Annotated in this window: 26 protein-coding genes; 11 read left to right on the plus strand and 15 right to left on the minus strand. The window is 68.5% G+C overall.

What is annotated here, in order from left to right; all coding sequences use genetic code 11:
• Position 1: 1 nt before the first annotated feature.
• A complete protein-coding gene (locus ACE3PU_RS09105; protein WP_374388924.1) occupies positions 2-1,270 on the minus strand; it encodes a DNA polymerase IV in 1,269 nt (422 codons plus the stop codon).
• 106 nt (positions 1,271-1,376) lie between these two features.
• Between ACE3PU_RS09105 and ACE3PU_RS09110 the strand changes: the two genes are divergently transcribed.
• Together ACE3PU_RS09110 and ACE3PU_RS09115 are read left to right on the plus strand one after the other, a co-directional pair.
• Positions 1,377-1,742: a response regulator gene (locus ACE3PU_RS09110; RefSeq protein ID WP_374388926.1), complete on the plus strand. Its 366-nt coding sequence runs from the start codon at positions 1,377-1,379 to the stop codon at positions 1,740-1,742.
• A complete protein-coding gene (locus ACE3PU_RS09115; protein WP_374388928.1) occupies positions 1,739-3,100 on the plus strand; it encodes a PleD family two-component system response regulator in 1,362 nt (453 codons plus the stop codon). The genes ACE3PU_RS09110 and ACE3PU_RS09115 overlap by 4 nt, the downstream gene beginning before the upstream one ends.
• A gap of 76 nt (positions 3,101-3,176) precedes the next feature.
• On the opposite strand, the gene rpmG is transcribed toward ACE3PU_RS09115, so the two are convergent.
• Positions 3,177-3,344 carry a 50S ribosomal protein L33 gene (gene rpmG, locus ACE3PU_RS09120; RefSeq protein ID WP_003164451.1) on the minus strand — a complete coding sequence of 56 codons (168 nt, stop codon included), beginning with the start codon at positions 3,342-3,344 and terminating at the stop codon, positions 3,177-3,179.
• 125 nt (positions 3,345-3,469) lie between these two features.
• Here rpmG and ACE3PU_RS09125 point away from each other — a divergent pair, with 125 nt between their 5' ends.
• A complete protein-coding gene (locus ACE3PU_RS09125; protein WP_374388930.1) occupies positions 3,470-4,036 on the plus strand; it encodes a hypothetical protein in 567 nt (188 codons plus the stop codon).
• A 1-nt stretch (position 4,037) separates the two neighbouring features.
• On the opposite strand, the gene ACE3PU_RS09130 is transcribed toward ACE3PU_RS09125, so the two are convergent.
• The 3 genes from ACE3PU_RS09130 to rnr are packed head-to-tail and all read right to left on the minus strand — an operon-like array spanning position 4,038 to position 7,461.
• Complete coding sequence (locus ACE3PU_RS09130) at positions 4,038-4,445, minus strand: DUF5990 family protein (RefSeq protein ID WP_374388932.1); 408 nt, start codon at positions 4,443-4,445, stop codon at positions 4,038-4,040.
• 2 nt (positions 4,446-4,447) lie between these two features.
• Positions 4,448-5,149, minus strand: coding sequence for an NUDIX domain-containing protein (locus ACE3PU_RS09135; RefSeq protein WP_374388934.1), 702 nt, complete (start codon positions 5,147-5,149; stop codon positions 4,448-4,450).
• Positions 5,146-7,461: a ribonuclease R gene (gene rnr, locus ACE3PU_RS09140; RefSeq protein WP_374388936.1), complete on the minus strand. Its 2,316-nt coding sequence runs from the start codon at positions 7,459-7,461 to the stop codon at positions 5,146-5,148. The genes ACE3PU_RS09135 and rnr overlap by 4 nt, the downstream gene beginning before the upstream one ends.
• A 104-nt stretch (positions 7,462-7,565) precedes the next feature.
• Between rnr and ACE3PU_RS09145 the strand changes: the two genes are divergently transcribed.
• A complete protein-coding gene (locus tag ACE3PU_RS09145) occupies positions 7,566-8,966 on the plus strand; it encodes a pyridoxal-phosphate dependent enzyme (protein ID WP_374388938.1) in 1,401 nt (466 codons plus the stop codon).
• A gap of 4 nt (positions 8,967-8,970) precedes the next feature.
• Positions 8,971-10,134 carry a cystathionine gamma-synthase gene (locus ACE3PU_RS09150; protein WP_374388940.1) on the plus strand — a complete coding sequence of 388 codons (1,164 nt, stop codon included), beginning with the start codon at positions 8,971-8,973 and terminating at the stop codon, positions 10,132-10,134.
• 19 nt (positions 10,135-10,153) lie between these two features.
• Here the strand turns inward: ACE3PU_RS09150 and ACE3PU_RS09155 are convergent, their stop codons facing one another.
• The 6 genes from ACE3PU_RS09155 to ACE3PU_RS09180 form a co-directional block, all read right to left on the minus strand.
• Positions 10,154-10,408 carry a hypothetical protein gene (locus ACE3PU_RS09155; protein WP_374388942.1) on the minus strand — a complete coding sequence of 85 codons (255 nt, stop codon included), beginning with the start codon at positions 10,406-10,408 and terminating at the stop codon, positions 10,154-10,156.
• A gap of 26 nt (positions 10,409-10,434) precedes the next feature.
• A complete protein-coding gene (locus ACE3PU_RS09160) occupies positions 10,435-10,608 on the minus strand; it encodes a hypothetical protein (RefSeq protein ID WP_374388944.1) in 174 nt (57 codons plus the stop codon).
• 69 nt (positions 10,609-10,677) lie between these two features.
• Positions 10,678-10,890 (minus strand): cold-shock protein, encoded by a 213-nt coding sequence (locus tag ACE3PU_RS09165; protein WP_374388946.1) that lies wholly within the window; start codon positions 10,888-10,890, stop codon positions 10,678-10,680.
• Positions 10,891-11,061: 171 nt separating this feature from the next.
• Entirely contained in the window at positions 11,062-11,763 is a 702-nt protein-coding gene (locus ACE3PU_RS09170; protein ID WP_374388948.1) for a TorF family putative porin, read from the minus strand.
• A gap of 35 nt (positions 11,764-11,798) precedes the next feature.
• Complete coding sequence (locus tag ACE3PU_RS09175) at positions 11,799-12,731, minus strand: NAD(P)H-dependent flavin oxidoreductase (RefSeq protein WP_374388950.1); 933 nt, start codon at positions 12,729-12,731, stop codon at positions 11,799-11,801.
• A gap of 313 nt (positions 12,732-13,044) precedes the next feature.
• Complete coding sequence (locus ACE3PU_RS09180; protein ID WP_374388952.1) at positions 13,045-13,398, minus strand: endonuclease domain-containing protein; 354 nt, start codon at positions 13,396-13,398, stop codon at positions 13,045-13,047.
• Positions 13,399-13,505: 107 nt separating this feature from the next.
• Between ACE3PU_RS09180 and queF the strand changes: the two genes are divergently transcribed.
• Positions 13,506-13,967, plus strand: a complete 462-nt coding sequence (gene queF, locus ACE3PU_RS09185) for a preQ(1) synthase (protein WP_374389020.1) — start codon at positions 13,506-13,508, stop codon at positions 13,965-13,967.
• A complete protein-coding gene (locus ACE3PU_RS09190) occupies positions 13,968-14,837 on the plus strand; it encodes a DUF817 domain-containing protein (protein ID WP_374388954.1) in 870 nt (289 codons plus the stop codon).
• Here ACE3PU_RS09190 and ACE3PU_RS09195 read toward each other — a convergent pair.
• Positions 14,821-15,414, minus strand: coding sequence for a nitroreductase (locus ACE3PU_RS09195; RefSeq protein ID WP_374388956.1), 594 nt, complete (start codon positions 15,412-15,414; stop codon positions 14,821-14,823). The genes ACE3PU_RS09190 and ACE3PU_RS09195 overlap by 17 nt on opposite strands.
• Positions 15,415-15,459: 45 nt before the next feature.
• On the opposite strand from ACE3PU_RS09195, the gene ACE3PU_RS09200 reads away from it, so the two are divergent.
• The 3 genes from ACE3PU_RS09200 to ACE3PU_RS09210 are packed head-to-tail and all read left to right on the plus strand — an operon-like array spanning position 15,460 to position 17,202.
• Positions 15,460-16,086, plus strand: coding sequence for an NUDIX domain-containing protein (locus tag ACE3PU_RS09200; protein WP_374388958.1), 627 nt, complete (start codon positions 15,460-15,462; stop codon positions 16,084-16,086).
• Between the two features lie 20 nt (positions 16,087-16,106).
• Entirely contained in the window at positions 16,107-16,928 is an 822-nt protein-coding gene (gene cysE, locus ACE3PU_RS09205; RefSeq protein ID WP_374388960.1) for a serine O-acetyltransferase, read from the plus strand.
• A gap of 52 nt (positions 16,929-16,980) precedes the next feature.
• Positions 16,981-17,202: a DUF3126 family protein gene (locus ACE3PU_RS09210; protein ID WP_374388962.1), complete on the plus strand. Its 222-nt coding sequence runs from the start codon at positions 16,981-16,983 to the stop codon at positions 17,200-17,202.
• Positions 17,203-17,244: 42 nt separating this feature from the next.
• Here ACE3PU_RS09210 and topA read toward each other — a convergent pair whose 3' ends face one another.
• Positions 17,245-19,848 carry a type I DNA topoisomerase gene (gene topA / locus ACE3PU_RS09215; protein ID WP_374388964.1) on the minus strand — a complete coding sequence of 868 codons (2,604 nt, stop codon included), beginning with the start codon at positions 19,846-19,848 and terminating at the stop codon, positions 17,245-17,247.
• A 139-nt stretch (positions 19,849-19,987) separates the two neighbouring features.
• Between topA and ACE3PU_RS09220 the strand changes: the two genes are divergently transcribed.
• Positions 19,988-20,182, plus strand: coding sequence for a hypothetical protein (locus tag ACE3PU_RS09220; RefSeq protein WP_374388966.1), 195 nt, complete (start codon positions 19,988-19,990; stop codon positions 20,180-20,182).
• Here the strand turns inward: ACE3PU_RS09220 and dprA are convergent.
• The gene (dprA, locus tag ACE3PU_RS09225) at positions 20,179-21,252 is read right to left on the minus strand and encodes a DNA-processing protein DprA (protein WP_374388968.1); all 1,074 of its coding nucleotides are present in this window, start codon (positions 21,250-21,252) and stop codon (positions 20,179-20,181) included. The genes ACE3PU_RS09220 and dprA overlap by 4 nt on opposite strands.
• Positions 21,249-21,887: a glycerol-3-phosphate 1-O-acyltransferase PlsY gene (gene plsY / locus ACE3PU_RS09230; protein ID WP_374388970.1), complete on the minus strand. Its 639-nt coding sequence runs from the start codon at positions 21,885-21,887 to the stop codon at positions 21,249-21,251. The genes dprA and plsY overlap by 4 nt, the downstream gene beginning before the upstream one ends.
• Positions 21,888-21,971: the final 84 nt, after the last annotated feature.

Genomic DNA, 21,971 nt, shown 5'->3' on the forward strand with positions numbered 1-21,971 from the left:
GTCAGCTCTTCAATGCCCGGCCCGCGACCACCGCGTCCTTGCCGAACTTCTCCCGCAGCCTGTCGATCGCCCGCTCGGTCTTCAGCGCGCGGGTCTCGGCGGTCTGGAACAGGCCGGCGGGGGCGTCCTCGGCGTCCTGGATGTCGGCCATGCCGATGCCGATCAGGCGGTAGGGGCGGCCCAGTTCGGGCTTCAGCAGATCGCGGCCGGCGGCGAACAGGGCGCGCGCGGTCTGGACCGGCTCGGGCAGGGTCACGCGCCGGGTGATGATCTTGAAGTCGGTGCGGCGCAGTTTCAGCACCAGAACGCGGCTGGCCACGCCGTCCAGGCGCGCCTTGGACGCCAGCTTCTCGCACAGCGGCCAAAGCTCCGCCTCCAGCGCCTCCTGTGTCGAAAGGTCCTCGTTGAAGGTGGTCTCGGCGCTCATCCCCTTGCGGTCGCGCTCGGGGTTCACGGCGCGGGCGTCGCGGGCATGGGCCAGGTCGTGCAGGCGCAGGCCCGATTCGCCATAGCGCCTGACCAGATCGCGCACGTCCGCCTTCGCGAGGTCGCCGATCAGGGCGTAGCCGTCGCTTCGCAAGGCCTTGCCGAACACGGGGCCGACGCCGGGCAGGGCGGTGACGGGGCGGGGCGCCAGGATCGCCTGGGCGTTGGCGCGACCCACGACCGAAAAGCCGCGCGGCTTGTCCATTTCCGACGCCATCTTGGCCAGGAAGCGATTGGGGGCCAGACCGATGGAGACTGTCAGCCCGGTCTCGTCCTCGATCCGCTTCTGGAAGCGGATCAGCTGCAGCGCCGGCGGGCCGCCGTTCAGCCGTTCGGTGCCCGACAGGTCCACCCAGGCCTCGTCCAGCGACAGCGGCTGGATCAGCGGCGTCAGCTGGGCCAGGGCGCCCAGGATGCGACGGGACTCGAAGGTGTATTTGCTGAAGTCGGGCTTGATGACGACGGCGTCGGGACAGGCCTTCAGCGCCTTGAACATGGGCATGGCCGAGGCCACGCCGTACAGCCGCGCCACATAGCAGGCGGTGGAGACGACCCCGCGCTTGCCGCCGCCGACGATGACCGGCTTGTCGCGCAACTCCGGCCGGTCGCGCTTCTCCACCGAGGCGTAGAAGGCGTCGCAGTCCATGTGGGCGATCGACAGCTGGTCCAGCTCGGGGTCCGCAACGATGCGGCGCGAGCCGCACGCCGGGCAGCGGCGATCGGGCGGCCCGGCGGGGTCTTCGCCGGTCCACAGGCAGTCGCGACATATGGCCTTGATGGCCACCTTTAAGGTCTCCGTAAGGTTGGCTTCACCCCAACTTAAGACTGGGCGGCCAGTATCGCATCAAGGAAGCCGTCCCCGCGTTCGGGGACGCGCGGGCTGGGTGATGATGTCGAAGAAGGTCCTCATCGTCGAGGATAACGAGCTGAACATGAAGCTTTTTCATGATCTCCTCGATTCCCAGGGCTATGAGACGCTGCAGACCCGCGAAGGGATGCAGGCGTTAGCGCTCGCGCGCGCCCACCTTCCCGACCTGATCCTGATGGACATCCAGCTGCCCGAAATCTCCGGTCTGGAGGTCACCAAGTGGCTTAAGGACGACGACGAGCTGAGCCACATCCCCATCATCGCCGTCACGGCCTTCGCCATGAAGGGCGACGAGGAGCGGATCCGGCAGGGCGGCTGCGAGGCCTATATCTCCAAGCCCATCTCGGTGATGCATTTCCTCGAGACGGTCAGGAAGCACCTGGTATGAGCGCGCGCGTCCTTGTCGTGGACGACGTCGAGGCCAACGTCCGTCTGCTCGAAGCCAAGCTGACCATCGAATATTTCGACGTGGTGTCCTGCCACGACGGCGCCACGGCCCTGTCGCTGGCGGCCGAGGCTCAGCCGGACCTGATCCTGCTGGACGTCATGATGCCCGGCATGGACGGGTTCGAGACCTGTCGCCGGCTGAAGGCCCAGCCCGAGACCCGCCACATCCCGGTGGTGCTGGTCACCGCCCTGGACGGTCGCGAGGACCGCATCCGGGGGCTGGAGGCCGGGGCCGACGATTTCCTGACCAAGCCGATCGACGACGTCATCCTCTTCGCCCGCGTGCGGTCGCTGACCCGCCTGAAGCAGGTGATGGACGAGCTGCGCGAGCGCGAGGAGAACAGTCGCCGCATGGGCGTCAGCGGCGACACCGCCGGGCGGCTGCGGGCCGAGGGCGGGCGTGTTCTGGTCGTCGATGACAATGCGCGGCAGGCGGCCGTGATCGCCGAGGCCCTGGGCCAGGAGCACCGCGTCACGGTCGAGACCGATGCGGACAAGGCCCTGACAGCGATCAAGGGGCCGCTGGACCTGATCATCGTCAACGTCACGGCCGACGCCTTTGACGGCCTGCGCATCGTCGCCCTCTCCAAATCCGGCGACGCGCGTCGCGCGCCGATCCTGGCCGTCGTGGACCCGCAGGATCGCGCCCGCATGGTCAAGGCGCTGGAGCTGGGCGCCACCGACATCCTGCCGCGCCCGATCGACGTCGAAGAACTCTCGGCCCGGGCCAAGACGCAGATCCGGCGCAAGCGCTACAGCGACTTCCTGCGCGAGAAGCTGGATTACAGCCTGGAGATGGCGGTCACCGACGCCCTGACCGGTCTGCACAATCGCCGCTACATGGCGGGCCAGCTGCAGGCGCTGGTCAACCGCGCCGTCCACGGCGGCAGCTCGGTCGCCGTGCTGCTGATGGACATCGATCACTTCAAGTCGGTCAACGACAGCTTCGGCCACGACGCGGGCGACGAGGTGCTGACCGAGTTCGCCGTGCGCCTGGCCACCAATGTCCGCGCCGTCGATCTGCCGTGCCGCATGGGCGGCGAGGAGTTCGTGGTGGTCATGCCCGGCGCCGAACTGGAGGACGCGCACAGGGTCGCCGAACGCATCCGTCGCGACGTGGCCTCGGCGCCGTTCCGCATCATGGGCGGCCGCGAAAGCCTATCGATCACCATCTCGATCGGCGTGGCCGCGACGAACGGCGTGGGCGATACGCCGGAACAGCTGATGAAGCGCGCGGACGAGGGCGTCTACGAAGCCAAGGCCGGCGGCCGCAACAAGGTCATCGCCCGGGCGGCCTGACCGATCCCGGCCACCACAACGAAAAACGCCCGGCTGGTTTCCAGCCGGGCGTTTTCAATTCGGTCGGATCAAGCGCTTACTTGATCTTGCCTTCCTTGAACTCGACGTGCTTGCGCACGACCGGGTCGTACTTCTTGACGACCATCTTCTCGGTCATGGTGCGGGCGTTCTTCTTGGTGACGTAGAAGAAGCCGGTGTCGGCCGTGGAGTTCAGGCGGATCTTGATGGAAGCCGGTTTGGCCATCGGAATTACCTCTGCGACGGCGAAAGCCGCTAAAATAAGAGGCGCGGAACATACTCAGGCGCGGCTCAAAGTCAACGGGCGCGATGCCACCTTGTAGCAGCCTTTCACCCAGATAGGGTTTGGACATGAAAATCGCATCTCTTTCGGCGGCCGCCGCCCTTCTGTTCGCGTCCCTCGCCGGCCCCTCGATCGCCCAGACGCCGGCGTCGCAGGACGCCTTCATGGCCAGCCTCGCCGCCTTGTGCGGCCAGCGATTCGAGGGGCGCGTGGTCACGACCGACGCCGCCGATGCGGAGTTCGCCAGCCAGCGGCTGCTGATGCATGTGCGCGACTGTTCCGCGGACGAGGTGCGCATTCCCTTCACCGTGGGCGCGGATCGTTCCCGCACCTGGGTCGTGACGCGGACCGACGCGGGCCTGCGGCTGAAGCACGATCACCGCCACGACGACGGCTCGACCCATGTGCTGCACTGGTACGGCGGAGACACGGCGAACGCCGGCACGGCCGAGCGGCAGGAGTTCCCCGTCGACGCCGAATCGATCGCCCTGTTCAACGCCAACGACGCGGCGGTCTCGACCACCAATGTCTGGGCGATGGAAGTCCATCCGTATCGGATGTTCGCCTATGAGCTGCGGCGGCCAAATCGGCATTTCCGCGTGGAGTTCGACCTGACGAAGCCGGTCGCCGAATAGGTCAGACGGCGCGCCAGGGCTGGAGCGGGCGCACGGTGGCGCAGGCCGGGCCGCCGTCGCGGGCGCGGCCGGGCAGAACGGCTTCAAGCGGGCGGCCCTGGCGCGCCAGGGCCAAAAGGTCTGCGGGAATGTCATGGACGTCGATCTTGGCACGACGGGTCCACTCGCTGTGCTGTCCGGCCGATGTGCCGATGGCGATAAAGACGAAGCGTCGCGACGGTCCTTCGCGTCGCACGAAAGGCCCGGTCATCCGGCCGTCGTCAGACAGGGTGACGGGGACGTCGAAACTGATCGGTCCGTCGCCGGCGATGCGAGGCTCGACCGGCGCATTGGCCTCGTCCTGCAGGCTGTAGGCGACGCCTGGGACAGGGTCTGCTGTGGTCAGGCGTAGGGTGATGGCGCTTGGCATGGTCAGTCCCTGTGATCGACCACGTGGCGGCCGCGCACCATGCGGACGAAGGGCAGGGGGCGGTCGGGATTCGACAGCCGCTCGGCCAGTTCGCCCAGCACGAAGCGGGTGATGGCGGGCAGATCCAAGGCGCGGGCGTCTTCCAGCGGCAACCAGGCGATTTCGTCCAGTTCGCCAGACCCGGCGGTCGGCTCGGGCGTCAGCAGGGCCTCGGCCGGGGCCATGAAGAAGCGAGCGTCGAACCGGCGCGTGCGGCCGGGCGGCGTAACGGCGCGGGCGATGTAGGACAGGACCGAAAGATCGGGCAGGGCGCCCGCTTGGCGGTATTCGCGCCACGGTCCGGCGACGCTGGCGGAGGGCGCGGCGCGGCCCAGGATCAACCCGGTCTCCTCGAAGGTCTCGCGGATCGCCGTCAGGGCCAGGGCGCGGGCGCGGCGGGCGGGAACCTCGGCCTCCAGCCGCCGTGCGACGTCGGACGCCAAGGCGCCGGTCGAGGCGGCGGTGAAGTCCGCCCGGTCGATTCGTCCGCCGGGAAACACCCATTTAGAGGCCATGAAGACATGGCCCGGCGCCCGCCGCCCCATCAGCACCTCGGGCCGCGACCCGCCCCGTGTCACGATCAATGTCGCCGCGTCCTTGGGCCGTTGGGCGCCGCCGACGCGAGGCGCGTCGGTCAGGTCCTGCGCGGCGTCGAAGGGGGTCACCTGCGCTTGCCTTTGCGCACGCCCTTCAGCCCGCCCGAAGGCCTGGAGCCGTTGCGGGGCTTGGGGCCGCCGAGGCGGTTCTTGCCGCGCATCGGCGGGCCGTCGCCGCCGCGGCCGCGAATGCCGTAGCGGGGGGCTGGGGCGTTGGGATCGCGCGGCTCCGGTTCGCTGAGCATTTCGAACACCAGGCCTCCGGTGACCGGCGTCGCTTCGACCAGCTTCACCTCGACCATACGCCCAAGGGTGAACCGCTTGCCGGACCGTTCGCCGACCAGGGCGTGCGCGCGGTCGTCGTGGGTGAAATACTCGCTGCCCAGGGTCGAGACGGGGACCAGGCCGTCCGCGCCGGTGTCTTCCAGACGGACGAACAGGCCGAAGCGGGTCACGCCGGTGATCCGGCCCGTGAAGGTCGCTCCAACCCGGTCTTCCAGGAAGGCGGCGATATAGCGGTCCATGGCGTCGCGCTCGGCCGCCATGGACCGGCGCTCGGTCATGGTGACGCCCTCGGCGATGGCCGGCAGTTCCGCGATCTCTCGATCCGTCAGCCCGTCCTTCCCCAACCCAAGGGCGCGGATCAGTCCGCGGTGGACGATCAGGTCGGAATAGCGCCGGATCGGCGAGGTGAAGTGGGCGTAGCGGTCCAGGTTCAGGCCGAAGTGGCCGACGTTCTCTGGGCTGTAGATGGCCTGCATCTGGGTGCGCAGGACCACCTCGTTGACCACGTCGGCGTGTTCGCCGTCGCGCGTCTCGTCCAGCAGCTTGTTGAACCGCTTGGTCGTGCCCGGCTCGCCCTTGTTCCACGGCTTGCCGATGGTCGACAGGAAGTCGGCCAGGTTGAAGATCTTCTCCTGGCTGGGCGCGTCGTGCACGCGATAGATCAGCGGGGTCTTCTTCTGCTCCAGCGTCTCGGCCGCGCAGACGTTGGCCTGGATCATCATCTCCTCGATCAGCCGGTGCGCCTCCAGTGAGGTGCGCTTCTCGATCGAGGCGATGCCGCCGTCGGGGGCCATGCGGATGCGGCGTTCGGCGGATTCGATCTGCAGCGGGCTGCGCTTCAGCCGCCCCTTCAGCATCGTGTGGTAGGCGTTCCACAGCGGATAGAGGATGGTCTCCATGATCGGACCGGTGGCGTCGTCCGGCTGCCCGTCTATCGCCGCCTGGGCCTGTTCGTAGGAAAGCTTGGCGTGCGACCGCATCAGGCCGCGCACGAACCTGTGGCCGGTCTTGCGGCCGTTCCTGTCGAAGACCATCCGCACGGCCATGCAGGCGCGGTTCTCGCCCTCCTTCAGGCTGCACAGGCCGTTCGACAGCACCTCGGGCAGCATGGGTTCGACCCGATCCGGGAAATAGGTCGAATTGCCCTTGTCGCGCGCCTCGCGGTCCAGCTGGGTTCCGGGGCGGACATAGGCGGCGACGTCGGCGATGGCGACCCAGACGATCCAGCCGCCTTCGTTCTTCGGGTCCTCGTCGCGCGCCGCGTAGACGGCGTCGTCGTGATCGCGCGCATCGGCGGGGTCGATGGTGATGAAGGGGACCTCGCGCAGGTCCTCGCGGCCCTTCAGCGTCGGCAGGGCCTGATCCTCGGCCTCGCGCTCGACCGCCTCGGAGAAGCCGGTGGGGACGCCGTGGGCGTGGATGGCGATCAGGGAGGCGGCGCGGGGATCGTCCTCCTTGCCGATATGCTCCAGGATCTTGCCGCGCTTAGGCCCATAGCGCTGCTCGCCCTTCTCGATGGCGGCCAGGACCAGATCGCCGTCGCGCAGGTCGCCGGACTGCGCCTGGGGCACCAGCAGCACGTCTTTGGAGCGACGGTCGACCGGCTCGACGCGCGTCTCGCGCGCCGACTTGCGGATCACGCCCAGGACGCGGTTCGTCCCGACGTCCAGCTTCTTGATCAGGCGGGCTTCCCAGCCTTCTCCGCCGCGCTGGAACTTGACGAGCAGCCGGTCGCCCAGGCCGGGCGCGGGGCCGGGCTTGCCCTTGTCGGGCATCAGTATGGCGCGCGGGGCGTCGGCGCTGGCCTCGACCAGGCGGACATACAGTTCGCCGTCGCCGTCGCGCTCGATCACGTCGGCCACGCCGACGGGGGGCAGGGCGCCGGCCTCGGCGAAGCCCTTGCGGCCGCGCTTGCCCAGCTTACCCTCTTCTTCCAACTCGCGGATCATTTCGCGCAAGGCGCGGCGGTCGCCACCCTTCAGCCCGAAGTGGCGGGCGATGTCGGTCTTTTCGGCCGATCCGGCCTCGCGCAGGAAGGCGAGGAGGGTGTCTTTATCGGGAAGGCCCGCAGGGGGCCTCTTGGATGATTTGTTCATTCTGTCTTTCGTAGCGCGGAACCGCGCCTTTAGGTCAAATCTTGCATGAGTTGACCGAGTGATTGCGGGGCCTCAGCTTCCGCCGGTCCCGAATGGAGTCTCCGATGTCCCTCAACGCCCCCGCCCTGAGCGCGACCGTCTCTTCGCCGCTGGATCTGATCGGCAAGACGCCGATGGTGGAGGTGACGAAGATCGACACCGGCCCGTGCCGCCTGTTGCTGAAGCTGGAGTCGCAGAACCCCGGCGGGTCGATCAAGGACCGCATCGCCATCTCCATGCTGGACGCGGCGGAGAAGGAGGGCTTCCTGAAGGCGGGCGGCACCATCGTGGAGGCGACGGCGGGCAACACCGGCCTGGCCTTGACGCTGGTCGGCCGGGCGCGGGGATATAAGGTGCTTCTGGTCATTCCGGACAAGATGTCGAAGGAAAAGATCCAGCATCTCAGGGCCATGGGCGCGGATGTTCGCCTGACGCGTTCGGACGTCCCGCACGGCCATCCCGAATATTACACCGACATGGCCGAGCGTCTGGCCCAAGGCATTCCTGGCGGTTTCTACGTCAACCAGTTCGCCAACGCCGCCAACGCCGAGGCCCATGTGAAGACGACGGGGCCGGAAATCTGGGAGCAGACGAGCGGCCACATCGACGCCTTCGTCGCCGGCATCGGCTCGGGCGGGACAATCACAGGAACGGCGCGGTTCCTCAAGAGCGTCGGCTCCAAGGCCGAGATCATCCTGGCCGACCCGGTCGGATCGACCCTGGCCGGCATCGTCAACGACGGCGTCCCGGGTCCGGAAGGCAGCTACACCGTGGAAGGCATCGGCCAGAACTTCGTGCCCGACACGGCGGACATGAGCCTGATCGACAAGGCCTATTCCATCCCCGACGTGGAGGCGATCGCAACCGCGCGCGAGCTGCTGCTGAAGGAAGGCATACTGGCCGGTTCGTCCTCGGGCACTTTGATCGCCGCCGCCTTGCGCTGGTGCCGTGAACAGACCGAGGCCAAGACCTGCGTCACCTTCGTCTGCGACACCGGCGCCAAGTATCTGTCCAAGGTCTATAACGACGCCTGGCTGGCGGACCAGGGCCTGGGCGAGCGCGAGCTGCACGGCGACCTGTCGGACCTGATCAACCGCAAGTACGAGAAGGGCGACGTCGTCATCGCCGGTCCGGGCGACACCCTGGACACCGCCTTCAAGCGGATGAAGGGCGCCGACGTGTCGCAGCTGCCGATCATCGAGGACGGTCGCCTGGTCGGCATCCTGGACGAGAGCGACCTGATCCAGGTGATGAACACCGATGAGATCACGCGCAAGGAGCGCTTCGCCAAGCCCGTGGCCTCGGCCATGACGCGCGATCTGGACACGGTTCAGGTCAATGAGCCGCTGGACGCCCTGATCCCCGTCTTCGACCGCGACCGCGTGGCCATCGTGCTGGACGGCGAGAAATTCGTCGGCCTGATCACCCGCACCGATCTGATCAATCACCTCAGCCTGAACCGGTAAGGTCATGAGCGACAAGAAGAACAGCCAGGGTTTCTCGACCCGCGCCATCCATGCCGGCCAGCATCCCGACCCGACGACCGGGGCGGTGATGACCCCCATCTACGCCACCTCGACCTACGCCCAGGAAAGCCCGGGCGTGAACAAGGGCTATGAGTATGCGCGGGGCAAGAACCCGACGCGCGAGGCGTTCGAGGCCTGCATCGCCGACCTGGAAGGCGGGACGCACGGCTTCGGGTTCAGCTCCGGCATGGCGGCGACCTCGACGGCGCTGGAGCTGCTCGACGCGGGCGACCACATCGTCACGGGCGACGACCTGTACGGCGGCTCCTGGCGGCTGTTCGAGCGGGTCCGGCGGCGGTCGATGGGGCTGGACTTCGCCTATGTGGACCTGAGCGACATCGCCGCGGTCGAGGCGGCCATCACGCCCAAGACCAAGATGCTGTGGGTCGAGACGCCCACCAATCCGCTGATGAAGCTGGCTGACATCGCCGCCCTGTCGAAGGTCGCCAAGGCGCATGGCCTGCTGCTGATCGTGGACAACACCTTCGCCACCCCCTTCTGCCAGCAGCCGCTGAGCCTGGGGGCGGACGTGGTGATGCACTCGGCGACCAAGTATCTGAACGGCCACTCGGACATCATCGGGGGGGCGCTGGTGACGGGCGATCCCGATCTGGCGACGCGGATCAAGTTCCTGCAGAACTCGGTCGGCGGGGTCATGGGTCCGTTCGACGCCTTCCTGGCCAACCGGGGCCTGAAGACCCTGGCGCTCAGGATGAAGGCGCATTGCGAGAACGCCCTGACGATCGCGCGCTGGCTGGAGACCCGCAAGGGCGTGGCCAAGGTGATCTACCCCGGCCTGATCGCCCATCCGCAGCACGAGCTGGCGGCGAGGCAGATGCACGGCGGTTTCGGCGGCATGGTGACGGTGGTGCTGGACGGCGACCTGGAGCGAACCAAGCGGGTGCTGGAGCGGGTCCGGGTCTTCACCCTGGCGGAGTCGCTGGGCGGGGTCGAAAGCCTGGTGAACCACCCGGCCATCATGACCCACGCCAGCGTGCCCAAGGAGGTCCGCGAGAAGGGGGGCGTCACCGACAGCCTGATCCGGTTGTCGGTGGGCGTGGAGGACGTGGAAGACCTGATCGCGGACCTGGACCAGGCGCTGGGCTGAGGCGCCGCCCCAGCCGGCTTCAGCCCGCCAGGGCGGTCTGGTGGCCGGTGACGGGGGCGAGCTTCTTCTTGGGCGCGGCGCGCTTCTTCACGGGCGCGGCGGCCTTGGGCAGAGCGGCGCGGCGAGCGACCTCGGTGTCGATGACCGGGATGATGTCGCTGGCGGCGATCACCTGGGTCGATGCGCCGTGCTCGACCAGGCGCGCGGCGTTGGCGCGCAGGGTCACAAGGTCAGCGTCGGTCATGGCGGGGATCATGTCGGCGAGCGGGGTCATGGCGGCGTCCTGTTCGGAAACGGGCGTCAGGGCCGGCGCGCGAGGCGCCAGCCCTTCAGCTGATTGAAGGCGATCTCGACCACGACGCGGTCGCCCAGCAGCGAGACGCCGTTGGGCGCGCCGAGCGTGGGCAGGACCGTGATCACGTGGCCGTTGTCCAGGCGGACCTTGCGGCCGCCCAGCGGCAGCAGCCGCGTCACCTCGCCGTCGAAGGCGATGGCGCCGGGCGAAGCCGGCGGGCCGTTGCTATTGGAAGCCCGGAGCTTGTCCTACTCCGCCGCCGAGAGGCGGCCGGCGGATTCCTTGCCGGAGCGCGAGTCGCGCTCGATCTCGTAAGAGATCTTCTGGCCCTCGTTCAGGGAGCCGACGCTCGACGTCTCGACAGCCGAGGCGTGGACGAAGACGTCCTTGCCGCCGTCATCGGGCGCGATGAAGCCGTAGCCCTTGGTGGGGTTGTACCATTTAACAGTGCCGGTAGCCATTTGGAGACCTCCGTCTGGCGTTGACCGCAGGGAGGATCCCTGGTCGGCCTGTCGGGTCTGAATGGGAGCGGCGTTTGGACCTCGGTGCGTGATGCAAAGGGAGCAGCGGCGTTACGCAGAGAGATCGACCCGCCCAAGATGGGAACGGGCGGGCCGATGCGCAAGGGCGCGTCAGAAGGCGTAGGCGATCTCGGCCACCAGAGCGTCCTCGTACTGCTCGCCGAACTCGGCGGCGTCGGTGTCGTAGTAGCGGACATCCAGCGCCAGGGCGTCCGTGAGGGCGTAGGTCACGCCCGCGTTCCAGGCGGTGTAGTCGGGGGCGTTGTCCTGCTCGCGGCGGCCCAGGGCCACCGTGCCGTCGAGCCGCGGGGTGAAGGTCCAGCCCAGGCGGCCCTCCACCCAGGTGAAGGCCTCCGTCGAGCCGGCGGAGTCGGGGGAATACTGGACCTGCAACCGGGCGCTGGCCGGGCCGATGGCGCGGCTGATGTTGGCACCGAACTCGACCATGTCCTCGTCATAGCCGGACTCGGCGTCCAGGCGGTTCTTGTAGGCGACGTTGAAGTCGAACTGATAGCCGAAAGCCTCGGGTTGGTAGCCGAAGGCGACCTCGGCCTCGACGTTGGAGCCGCCGGCCTGGATCGTCTCGGCCGCCGGGCTGATGTAGAACAGGCCGTCGGCGCTTTCCCAGGTGGCCGAGCCGAAGGCGTAGCCGTCATTGCCGGACTTGGACGCGCCCTTGGAGCGATTGTCCGATCCCGCGCCGACCTCGAACGACCAGTCGCCGCCGGACATCGACTGAGCCGACGCGGCGCCGGCGAGAGGGCCGGACAGGGCGGCGACGGAGAGGACGGCGAGGACGGCTGTGCGGATCATGGCGGCTCCAACGCGCGAAAGGCGCGGTCGTGCCTTTAACGTGCTCCGGCCTTGATGGCGAATTGATCCGTGGCCTGAGCGAACTCTTGTCGCAGGCGCGTCACCAGGTCAGCCGTGGGCAGGACGTCGTGGATGGCCCCGGCGCCCTGGCCGGCGGACCAGACCGTCTTCCAGGCCTTGGCCTCGTCGCCCATGTCCAGCTTGTGCTCGGGCAGGTGTTTGGGATCGATGCCGTTCTCGATCAGCGACTTGCTCATGAAGTTGGCGGGGATGCCGGAGACGGCGGGCGTGTGGACGATGTCGGTCGAGCCGCTGTCGACGATCATCTGCTTGTAGCCGTCCGAGGCCATGGCCTCGGTCGTGTTGATGAAGCGGGTGCCCATGTAGGCGAAGTCGGCGCCCATCATCAGCGCCGCGGCCACGTCCTGACCCGTCGAGATCGCGCCCGCCAGGATGATGGTCCCGTCGTAGAAGGACCGCACCTCATTGATCAGGGCGAAGGGGTTGATGATCCCCGCGTGGCCGCCGGCGCCGGCCGCGACCAGGATCAGGCCGTCGACGCCGGCTTCCGCCGCCTTTCGCGCGTGGCGGATGTTGGCGATGTCGTGGAAGACCACGCCGCCATAGCCGTGCACCGCCTCGACCACGTCGCGCACTGCGCCCAGCGAGGTGATGATCAGCGGCACCTGCTCCTCGACCGACACCATCATGTCGGCCATCAGCCGGGGGTTGGTGGGGTGGACGATGTGGTTGACGCCGAAGGCGGCCGCCTCGGGCTTCAGGCGGCTCTTGATGTCGCGGACCCACTCCCGATAGCCCTCGGTGGTGCGCTGGTTCAGCGACGGGAAGGTTCCGATCACGCCGGCGTTGCAGGCCTCGACCACCAGGTCCGGACCCGAGACCAGGAACATCGGAGAGGCGATCACCGGCAGGGTCAGGCCCTTTTTCAGCGAAGCGGGAATGGCCACGGGACGGCTCCTTCGAGGGTTTCGTTTCGCTACGCTTAGCGGGCTGTCGCGGGGGAAGGCAATCGGGAGGATTTCAGACGGTGAAGCGAAAAAAGACAGTGTGAATAGTGCGAAATGTCTGAAATCGGAGCGGCGGAGCAGGGCGGGCGATGCGGGCGCGCGATTATGGCACGGCGCGGGAGGGTGTCAGTTCGATTGGCGCGGCGGCGGCTCAAGCCATTGGTTTTGATGAGTTGCGCCGTCGAAATTGCGATGGCGAGCGCATCGAGATCCTCCCCGACGGGGGAGGGGGACCGCGAAGCGGTGGAGGGGGCTAGCCGCGCACCCGGCGCCTGATGTGGTCAAGAACGGCCGACAGATCGACCAGCACGTCTCGCGCGGGAGTGCGGAGGACCTCAATCCCACGCAGGGTCAACCACGACGTCCGGCATTCGTCGTGACGATATGCATCCGGGTGCTCGTGACCTTGGCCGTCGATTTCGACCGCCAGCTTGGCCTCCTCGCAGTAGAAGTCGAGGATATACGGCCCGATCGGATGCTGGCGGCGGAAGCGAAGTCCATCCAGTCGCCGCCCTCTAAGGGCCTGCCAAACCAGCACCTCCGGCAGCGTCAGTTTACGGCGTAACGCCCTGGCGCGGCCGACCGTGGTTTTCGGCGCATGGTCCATCTGCTTTACCGACCGAGCGTGCGGCCGGCCCCCTCCACCGCTTCGCGGTCCCCCTCCCCCAGTGGGGGAGGATTTTCTTGGGCGGCGCAAGCGACTACATGGGCGGCATGACGCACTACACTGAAGGCCTCAGCCAACTGGGCGCCCAGACCGCCGCCCCGACCAGCCCCGAAACCGCCGTGCTGGAGCGGGTGCCGAACCCGCACGCCGATACGCTGTATCTGGCCCGGTTCACGGCGCCGGAGTTCACCAGCCTGTGCCCGGTGACGGGCCAGCCCGACTTCGCCCACATCGTCATCGACTATGCGCCGGGCGACTGGCTGGTCGAATCCAAGAGCCTGAAGCTGTACCTGACCAGCTTCCGCAACCACGGCGCCTTCCACGAGGACTGCACCGTGGCCATCGGGCGGCGGCTGGCGGACCTGCTGGCGCCCAAGTGGCTGAGGATCGGCGGCTACTGGTATCCGCGCGGCGGCATCCCCATCGACGTCTTCTGGCAGACGGGCGCCCCGCCGGAAGGGCTGTGGCTGCCGGATCAGGGCGTGCCGACCTATCGCGGGCGGGGATAGGTGGTCCCAGGCTCCCCACGCCTTCCCCTCGAAGCCTGGGGCCGCCGTCTGCTGACGCGCGCCCAGGCGTGGGCCGATCGGTCCCGCCTGAGGGGCTACGCCTTCGAGTTCCTGTGGTTCGGGCTGAAGCAGGGATGGGCGTGTCTGTTCGGGGGGCTGATGCTGGCGTTGATCGTCGGCACCTTCCTGTGGTGGCCCGAGACGGCGCCGATCAGCCGTTACGACTTCCTAGTCGTGGGGGCGGTGCTGATCCAGGCGGCGATGCTGGCCTTCCGGCTGGAGAGCTGGGAGGAGGCGCGGGTCATCTTCCTGTTCCATGTGGCCGGCACGATCATGGAGCTGTTCAAGACGGCGCACGGGTCGTGGGTCTATCCCGAGGACAGCCTGCTGCGGATCGGGGCCGTGCCGCTGTTCTCGGGCTTCATGTATGCGGCGGTGGGCAGTTACATCGCGCGGGTGCAGCGCATCTTCCACATCCGGGTGAGGCGCTATCCGCCGCTGTGGACGACGTGGGTGCTGGCGGCGGCGATCTACGTCAACTTCTTCGCCCATCACTGGCTGCCGGACGTGCGGATCGCGCTGTTTCTGGCGACGGTGCTGCTGTTCGGGCCGGGCTGGTTCTACTTCACGGCGGACCGGCGGCGGCGGTCGATGCCGCTGCTCATGGGCTATGGGCTAGTGGCGCTGTTCATCTGGTTCGCCGAGAACCTGGGCACCTTCGCGCGGGCCTGGACCTATCCCGGGCAGGAGATCGGGTGGGAGATGGTGTCGCTGGGCAAGCTGGGGAGCTGGTTCCTGCTGATGATCATCTCGGTGGTGCTGGTGTCGATCGTGCACCGCCCGGAAGAGGAGCCTAGGGCAGGCGCGTGACCTTGGCGGCCATGTCGGGGCGGGGGCGTTCCAGGGCGGGCTCGGACAGGCTGCCGATATGGATGAAGCCGGCGATGGTCTCGCCGTCCCGGACGCCGAACAGGGCGGCGCCTTGCGGGTCGTAGCTGTACCAGTCGGTGATCCAGCTGGCGGAATAGCCGAAGGCGCCCGCTGCGTGCTCCAGGTTCATGCAGACGGCGCCGGCCGACAGCTGCTGCTCCCACACCGGCTTGGCGTTCGGGACGGGGGCGGAGATCACCAGGATGGTGACCGGCGCGGCGGTCAGCTTGGCCAGCACGGCCTGGTCCTTGGCGGGCTTGTCGCGCAGTTCGGCCAGGACGGCCAGCTTCTCGGCGATCTCGGCGCGGGTGCGGGGGCCAAGGACCACGAAGCGCCAGGGAAACAGCTTGCCGTGGTCAGGCGTGCGGGCGCCCAAGGTCAGGATCTCGTCGATCTCGGCCTCGGACGGGCCGGGGGCGGCAAGGGCCTGGGCCGGGGCGGAGCGGCGCTCGGCCAGGCGACGGCGCAGATCGGCCGAGGGGACGGGCGGGGGCAGGGGCTGGTTGAGTTCGACCATGCGGCCTAGCTAGGCTTTCGGTCCGCCGTCCGCCATACCCCCAGCATGAACGACGCGAACGAACCAAAATGGGCGGCGGGACTGGCCAAGCCGCCGGCCTGGCGCAACGACGGCGAGGAGACGCTGTTCGAAAGCCCGTGGCTGCGGCTGACCCGGCATCCGGCGACGGCGCCGACGGGGGCGGCGGCCGACTATGTGGTGATGCGGCCCAAGAACGTTGGGACCGGGGTGCTGCCGATCCACGAGGACGGCACGGTGGTTCTGGTCGGGCAGCAGCGCTTCGCCCTGGCGAACTATTCCTGGGAGATGCCCGAGGGCGGGGCCCCGCTGGGGGAGGATCCGTTCGACGGGGTGCGGCGCGAGCTGGCCGAGGAGGCGGGGCTGAAGGCCGAACACTGGCGGCCGGCGCTGACGATGGAGCTGTCCAACTCCATCACCGACGAGATCGCCATGACCTGGCTGGCCTGGGGGCTGAGCCCGGCGCCGACCGCGCCGGATCCGACCGAGGTGATCGCGGTCGCGCGCGTGCCCTTCGTCGATCTGCTGGCGGAGATCGGGCGCGGGACGGTGCGGGACGCAATGACGGTGGCGACCGCCTACAAGGCCTACCATATGGCGGTGACCGGCGAACTGCCCGAGGCGCTGGCGCGGGCCTTGCTGGGGCGGTTATGATGTCGTCGAAGGAGCCCGGCATGGCCCAGTTGGAAATCGTCGCGGAAACCGACAGCGTGTGGCGTCAGCTGCGGGCCTCGGCCGAGGCCGCGTCGCGCGAGGAGCCGCAGTTGGGCTCGCAGATGAACGCCGTGATCCTGTCGCATGACGACCTGGCCGGCGCGCTGAGCTTCCAGATCGCGCGCAAGCTGGCCGATGGCGAAATGAGCGCCATGTCGGTGCGCGAGGTGTGCCTGTCGGCCTTCGTGGCCGATCCGTCGATCGTGGAGGCGGCGGAAGCCGACCTGCAGGCCGTGGCCGAGCGCGATCCGGCGATCCGCAACCTGCTGCAGCCGTTCCTCTATTTCAAAGGCTTCCAGGCGCTGCAGGGCTGGCGCGTGGCGCACTGGCTGTGGGGACGGGGGCGCGAGACGCTGGCCTTTCACTTCCAGAGCCGGATTTCCGAGCTGTTCCAGCTGGACATCCATCCGGCGGCGCGGCTGGGCAAGGGGCTGTTCCTGGACCACGGCACCGGCATCGTCATCGGCGAGACGGCGGTGGTCGGCGACGACGTCTCCATGCTGCACGGGGTGACCCTGGGCGGCACGGGGGCCGAGCGCGGCGATCGCCACCCCAAGATCGGCAAGGGCGTGCTGCTGGGCGCGGGGGCCAAGGTGCTGGGCAATATCGCGGTCGGAGACTACGCCAAGGTGGCGTCCGGTTCGGTGGTGCTGAAACCGGTGCCTTCGGGCTGCACGGTGGCGGGCGTGCCCGCGCGGCTGGTCAACTGCCCAACCGGGGCCGAGCCGGCGCGCACGATGGACCACACCCTGGCCGAGGTGGTGTACGACTTCGTCATCTGACGGGTTTCCCTGAACGGCCGACTTCTCTAGGGTCCGCGGCCAACTCCAGACCATGAGGCCCCCCGTGAAAGAGACCGACCTGAAGCGCATCGAGAGCCATCTCAAGCGCACCTTCAACACCGGCGGCATCATCGTGAAAGCCCGCCCCAAGCAGAACGATTCCGCCGAAGTCTATGTCGGCGACGAATTCATCGGCGTCGTCTTCGAGGACGAGGACGAGGAAGGCTCGTTCATGTTCGAAATGGCCATCCTGGCGGAAGACCTGCCGGACTGACGGACAGGAGCGGCGTCGCGGACGCCGCTCCCGCTGTGTCGATCAGCCCGCAGCCTTCGAGGCCGCGGGCTTTTTCGTGGCCGTCTTCTTGGCGGCGGGCTTCTTCGCAGCAGCTTTCGGGGCGGGAGCCTTCTTCTTGGGCGCGGCGCCGGCCTTGGCGGCGAGCAGGGGCAGGGCGTCTTCCAGGGTCAGGTCTTCGGGCGTGGCGCCCTTGGGCAGGGTGGCGTTGATCTTGCCCGACTTGACGTAGGGGCCGAAGCGCCCGGCCATGACGTGGATCGGCTCGCCCGTTTCCGGGTGGGCGCCCAGGTCCTTCAGCGGAGCAGTGGCGGCGCCGCGGCCGGGACGACCGGCGCGCTTTTCCGCCAGCAGGGCGACGGCGCGGTTCAGGCCGACCTCGAACACCTCTTCGATGTCCGAGACATTGGCGTAGGTGCCGGCGTGCAGGACGAACGGGCCATAGCGGCCGAGGCCGGCCGTGATCATCTTGCCGTCCTCGGGGTGGACCCCGACCTCGCGCGGCAGGGCCAGCAGGCGCAGGGCCTGGTCCAGCGTGAGGGACGCCGGCGACCAGCCCTTGGGCAGGGACGAGCGCTTGGGCTTGTCGCCCTCGGGCGGCGCGATTTCGACATAGGGGCCGAAGCGGCCGATCTTCAGCTGCACCGGCTGACCGGTCTCAGGATCGACGCCCAGCTCGCGGTCGCCGCTCTGGGCCGAGCCGTCCTCGGCGGACGGGCTGGCGACGGGGCGGGTGTATTTGCAGTCGGGATAGCGGTCGCAACCGATGAAGGCGCCGAACCGGCTGGTCTTCAGGCTGAGCTGGCCCTGGTGGCACAGGGGGCATTCGCGCGGGTCGGAGCCGTCGCCCTTGTCCGGGAAGATGTGGGCGCCCAGGCTTTCGTTCAGGGCGTCCAGGATGGCCGTGGTGCGCAGTTCGCCCGCCGCCTGGGTGGCGGCGTGGAAATCCTGCCAGAAGCTGCGCAGCAGCACCTTCCAGTCCAGATCGCCGGCCGAGACCTCGTCCAGCTGGGTCTCCAGGGCGGCGGTGAAGTCGTATTCGACCCACTTTCTGAAGAACTGCTCCAGGAAGGCCGTGACCAGCCGGCCCTTGTCCTCGGGATAGAAGCGGTTCTTGTCGACGCGGACGTATTCGCGGTCGCGCAGGGTCGTCAGGGTGGAGGCGTAGGTCGAGGGGCGGCCGATGCCCAGCTCTTCCAGCTTCTTGACCAAGGTGGCTTCGGAATAGCGCGGGGGCGGCTCGGTGAAGTGCTGGTCGGTGCGGATGGCGTCGACCTTGGCCTTGGCGCCTTCCTTCAGGGCGGGCAGGCGGCTGGTGTCGTCCTCGTCCTCGTCGGAGCCCTTCTGCTTCTCGTCGCGGCCTTCTTCATAGACGGCCAGGAAGCCGTCGAAGGTCACCACCTGGCCCGTGGCGCGAAGGCCCGTCAGGCCGTCGGAGGTCTCGATGTCCACCGTGGTGCGGTCCAGGCGCGCGGCCTCCATCTGGGAGGCGACCATGCGTTTCCAGATCAGCTCATAGAGCCGCTGGAGGTCGGATTCGAGGCGCAGGCTGTCGGGGTGACGGGCGATGTTGGTCGGCCGGATCGCTTCGTGCGCTTCCTGAGCGTTCTTGGCCTTGGTCTTGTAATAGCGCGGTTCCTGGGGAACGAACGCCGGGCCGAACTCCTTGCCGATGACCTCGCGCGCTTGGGCGATGCCCTCGGGCGTGGTCTGGACGCCGTCGGTCCGCATATAGGTGATCAGGCCGCCGGTCTCGTCGACGCCCTCATACAGTTTCTGCGCCGCCTGCATGGTGCGCTGGGCCGAGAAGCCGAGCTTGCGGGCCGCCTCCTGCTGCAGGGTGGAGGTGGTGAAGGGCGGGGCCGGGTTGCGGCGGACCGGCTTCTTCTCGACCGAGCTGATGGTGAAGTCGCCGGCGTCGATGGCCGCGCGCGCCGCCTTGGCGGTCGCCTCGTCCTTGATGTCCAGGCGCTGGACCCGCTTGCCGGCGTGCTTGACCAGGCGGGCGGTGAAGGGCGGGCTGTCGGCGTTCAGGTCGGCCTCGATGGACCAGTATTCCTGAGGCTTGAACTTCTCGATCTCCATCTCGCGATCGACGACGATGCGAAGCGCGACCGACTGGACGCGGCCGGCCGAGCGGGCTCCGGGCAGCTTGCGCCACAGCACAGGCGACAGGGTGAAGCCGACCAGATAGTCCAGGGCGCGGCGGGCCAGATAGGCCTCGACCAGCTCCATATCCAGCTGGCGCGGATTGGCCATGGCCTCCAGGACCGCGGACTTGGTGATGGCGTTGAAGGTGACGCGCTGGACCTCGGTGTCCTTCAGCGCCTTCTTCTTGTTCAGCACCTCGAGCACGTGCCAGCTGATCGCTTCCCCTTCGCGATCGGGGTCGGTGGCCAGGATGACGCGGTCGGCGCGCTTGGCGGCCTCGGCGATCTCGGACAGGCGCTTGGCGCCCTTGGCGTCGGCCTCCCAGTGCATGGAGAAATCGTCGTCGGGCAGGACCGAGCCGTCCTTCGACGGCAGGTCGCGGACATGGCCGTAGGACGCCAGCACCTCATAGTCGGAGCCGAGGTATTTGTTGATGGTCTTGGCCTTGGCCGGGCTCTCGACGATGACGAGGTTCATGGTTTGGTCTGTCTCGGGAAGGGGCGCGAACGTGGTTGGCGCGAGCGCTGCTGTCAATCGCCCCTTACGTGTTACGTCCTAAAGTAGTTGATTCTCATATGAGCATCTTTAGATTGTGATCAGGGCAACGGAGGCGATTGTGGGCACCGCAGGAGGCAAATCGGACTCGGCGACGGCGACCCGCTCCGACATCGAGGCGGCGGCGTTTCCGACCAGGGAGTACATCGGCGCAATGGCGCTGGAGATGGCGCGAATGGCGCGCGACGAGGGCGACGGCAAGCTGGCGGATCTGCTGGAGCAGGTGGCGCAGGCGGCCGGAGTGCGGCCGGTCTAGAGGGAGACCAGTCCGCCCGGCAGCAGTTCGGCGCGGCCGACGAGGCTGAGCTCCAGAAGGGCGGCCGCCACCTGGGCCGACGGGGCGCCGACGGCGCGGGCGATCTCGTCGCGGGGCGTGGGTGTGGGCGACAGCAAGGCGGCGACGCGTTCCAGGAAGGCGTCCTCGATCTCGCCGTCGTAGGCCAGAGGGTCGGACGGCGGTTCGCGCAGGGTGCGCAGGGTGGTGAAGGCGCGTTCGATGTCCTCGATCCCTTCGCACAGGATGGCGCCCTGGCGCAGCAGTTCGTTGGGCCCCCGGGCGCGCGGGTCCAGCGGGGAGCCGGGAACGGCGAAGACGTCGCGGCCCTGCTCGGCCGCCAGGCGGGCGGTGATCAGGGATCCGGAGCGGATCTCGGCCTCCACCACCACCACGCCGCGCGACAGGCCGGAGATGATGCGGTTGCGGCGGGGGAAGTCGCGCGCCTGGGCGCGGGCGCCGATCGGGCTTTCGGACACGACGCAGCCCTGGTCGACCAGGCGGGCGTAGAGGTCGGCGTGTTCCGGCGGATAGATGTCGTCGACGCCGCCGCCGAGGACCGCGACGGTTCCGGTCGGCAGGGCGCCTTCATGGGCGGCGCCGTCGATGCCGCGCGCCATCCCCGAGACGACGACGTGACCGGCCTGGCCCAACTGCTGCGCCAGGCCGCGCGCGATCCGCTGGCCGCCGGCCGAGGCGATGCGGGCGCCGACGATGGCGACGGCGGGGCGGTTCAGAAGCGCCGCGCGGCCACGGGTCCACAGGACGGGCGGGGCCGGATCGAGTTCGGCCAGCATCTGCGGATAGTCGGCGTCGCCCAGGACCAGAAGGCGGGCGCCGAGGCGGTCGCCTGCGGCCAGCTCGCGCTCGACGGCTTCGGACGATGGGGGAAGGGTGGCGGCGCCGGACTTCCTGACCAGGTCCGGCAGGGCCTCCACGGCGCGAACGGCCGAGCCGTAGCGCCCGAGAAGCTGGGAAAAGGCGACGGGACCGATGCGGTCGGTGCGGGCCAGCCGCAGCCGTGCGAACCGCTCGGCCGCGGACAGGGTCACGCCTTCTTGGCCCCGATGCGCGGCTCCTGGCCCTTGAGCAGCCGGGCGATGTTTTCATGGTGCCGGACCCAGATCAGGACGGCGGCGAAAACGGTCAGCGCCAGGATCGGCGCGGGCGCCGGCAGCCCCACGGCGGCCAGAGGCAGCAGCGCCAGCAGCGGCGCCGTCGCCGAGGAGATCAGGGCCGCCAGCGAAGAATAGCGGAACAGGAAGGCGCAGATCAGCCAGACGGCCCCGGCCATCAGGCCCAGCGGCCAGGCGGCGGCCAGCAGCAGGCCGTAGAAGGTGGCCACGCCCTTGCCGCCCTTGAACCTGAGCCAGACCGGGAACAGGTGGCCCAGGAAGGCAGCGCCGCCGGCGATGGCGCCGGCGACTTCGCTGTCGAACAGATGGCGGGCGATCAGCAGGGCCGCGGCGCCCTTGCCGGCGTCCAGCAGAAGGGTGGCCAGGGCCAGGTCCTTGCGACCGGTGCGCAGGACGTTGGTCGCGCCGATATTGCCCGAGCCGATGTTGCGCACATCGCCGGCGCCGGCCGCGCGCGTGATGACCACGCCGAAGGGAATGGAGCCCAGCAGGTAGCCGCCCAGCGCGACGAGCGCGAGTGTCGCCATGGCCGGCGCGACCAGATCCTGCACGTTGATTCGCTCCCCTTGTCCTGTTGCGGCAAAATGCGTCGGCGGGCGGCGCGGAGCAAGGGCGATCCAACCTCTTGACCCCGG

Origin of the sequence: Brevundimonas sp. (assembly GCF_041911375.1) — a bacterium.
Lineage (GTDB): Bacteria > Pseudomonadota > Alphaproteobacteria > Caulobacterales > Caulobacteraceae > Brevundimonas.

What these genes read in the sequence shown, in the direction of transcription:
- ACE3PU_RS09110 (WP_374388926.1), top strand. Translation starts at nt 1,377, where the DNA reads ATGTCGAAGAAGGTCCTCATCGTCGAGGATAACGAGCTGAACATGAAG.
- ACE3PU_RS09115 (WP_374388928.1), top strand. Translation starts at nt 1,739, where the DNA reads ATGAGCGCGCGCGTCCTTGTCGTGGACGACGTCGAGGCCAACGTCCGT.
- rpmG (WP_003164451.1), bottom strand. Translation starts at nt 3,344, where the DNA reads ATGGCCAAACCGGCTTCCATCAAGATCCGCCTGAACTCCACGGCCGAC.
- ACE3PU_RS09125 (WP_374388930.1), top strand. Translation starts at nt 3,470, where the DNA reads ATGAAAATCGCATCTCTTTCGGCGGCCGCCGCCCTTCTGTTCGCGTCC.
- ACE3PU_RS09130 (WP_374388932.1), bottom strand. Translation starts at nt 4,445, where the DNA reads ATGCCAAGCGCCATCACCCTACGCCTGACCACAGCAGACCCTGTCCCA.
- rnr (WP_374388936.1), bottom strand. Translation starts at nt 7,461, where the DNA reads ATGAACAAATCATCCAAGAGGCCCCCTGCGGGCCTTCCCGATAAAGAC.
- ACE3PU_RS09145 (WP_374388938.1), top strand. Translation starts at nt 7,566, where the DNA reads ATGTCCCTCAACGCCCCCGCCCTGAGCGCGACCGTCTCTTCGCCGCTG.
- ACE3PU_RS09150 (WP_374388940.1), top strand. Translation starts at nt 8,971, where the DNA reads ATGAGCGACAAGAAGAACAGCCAGGGTTTCTCGACCCGCGCCATCCAT.
- ACE3PU_RS09155 (WP_374388942.1), bottom strand. Translation starts at nt 10,408, where the DNA reads ATGACCCCGCTCGCCGACATGATCCCCGCCATGACCGACGCTGACCTT.
- ACE3PU_RS09165 (WP_374388946.1), bottom strand. Translation starts at nt 10,890, where the DNA reads ATGGCTACCGGCACTGTTAAATGGTACAACCCCACCAAGGGCTACGGC.
- ACE3PU_RS09170 (WP_374388948.1), bottom strand. Translation starts at nt 11,763, where the DNA reads ATGATCCGCACAGCCGTCCTCGCCGTCCTCTCCGTCGCCGCCCTGTCC.
- ACE3PU_RS09180 (WP_374388952.1), bottom strand. Translation starts at nt 13,398, where the DNA reads ATGGACCATGCGCCGAAAACCACGGTCGGCCGCGCCAGGGCGTTACGC.
- queF (WP_374389020.1), top strand. Translation starts at nt 13,506, where the DNA reads ATGACGCACTACACTGAAGGCCTCAGCCAACTGGGCGCCCAGACCGCC.
- ACE3PU_RS09195 (WP_374388956.1), bottom strand. Translation starts at nt 15,414, where the DNA reads ATGGTCGAACTCAACCAGCCCCTGCCCCCGCCCGTCCCCTCGGCCGAT.
- ACE3PU_RS09200 (WP_374388958.1), top strand. Translation starts at nt 15,460, where the DNA reads ATGAACGACGCGAACGAACCAAAATGGGCGGCGGGACTGGCCAAGCCG.
- cysE (WP_374388960.1), top strand. Translation starts at nt 16,107, where the DNA reads ATGGCCCAGTTGGAAATCGTCGCGGAAACCGACAGCGTGTGGCGTCAG.
- ACE3PU_RS09210 (WP_374388962.1), top strand. Translation starts at nt 16,981, where the DNA reads ATGAGGCCCCCCGTGAAAGAGACCGACCTGAAGCGCATCGAGAGCCAT.
- topA (WP_374388964.1), bottom strand. Translation starts at nt 19,848, where the DNA reads ATGAACCTCGTCATCGTCGAGAGCCCGGCCAAGGCCAAGACCATCAAC.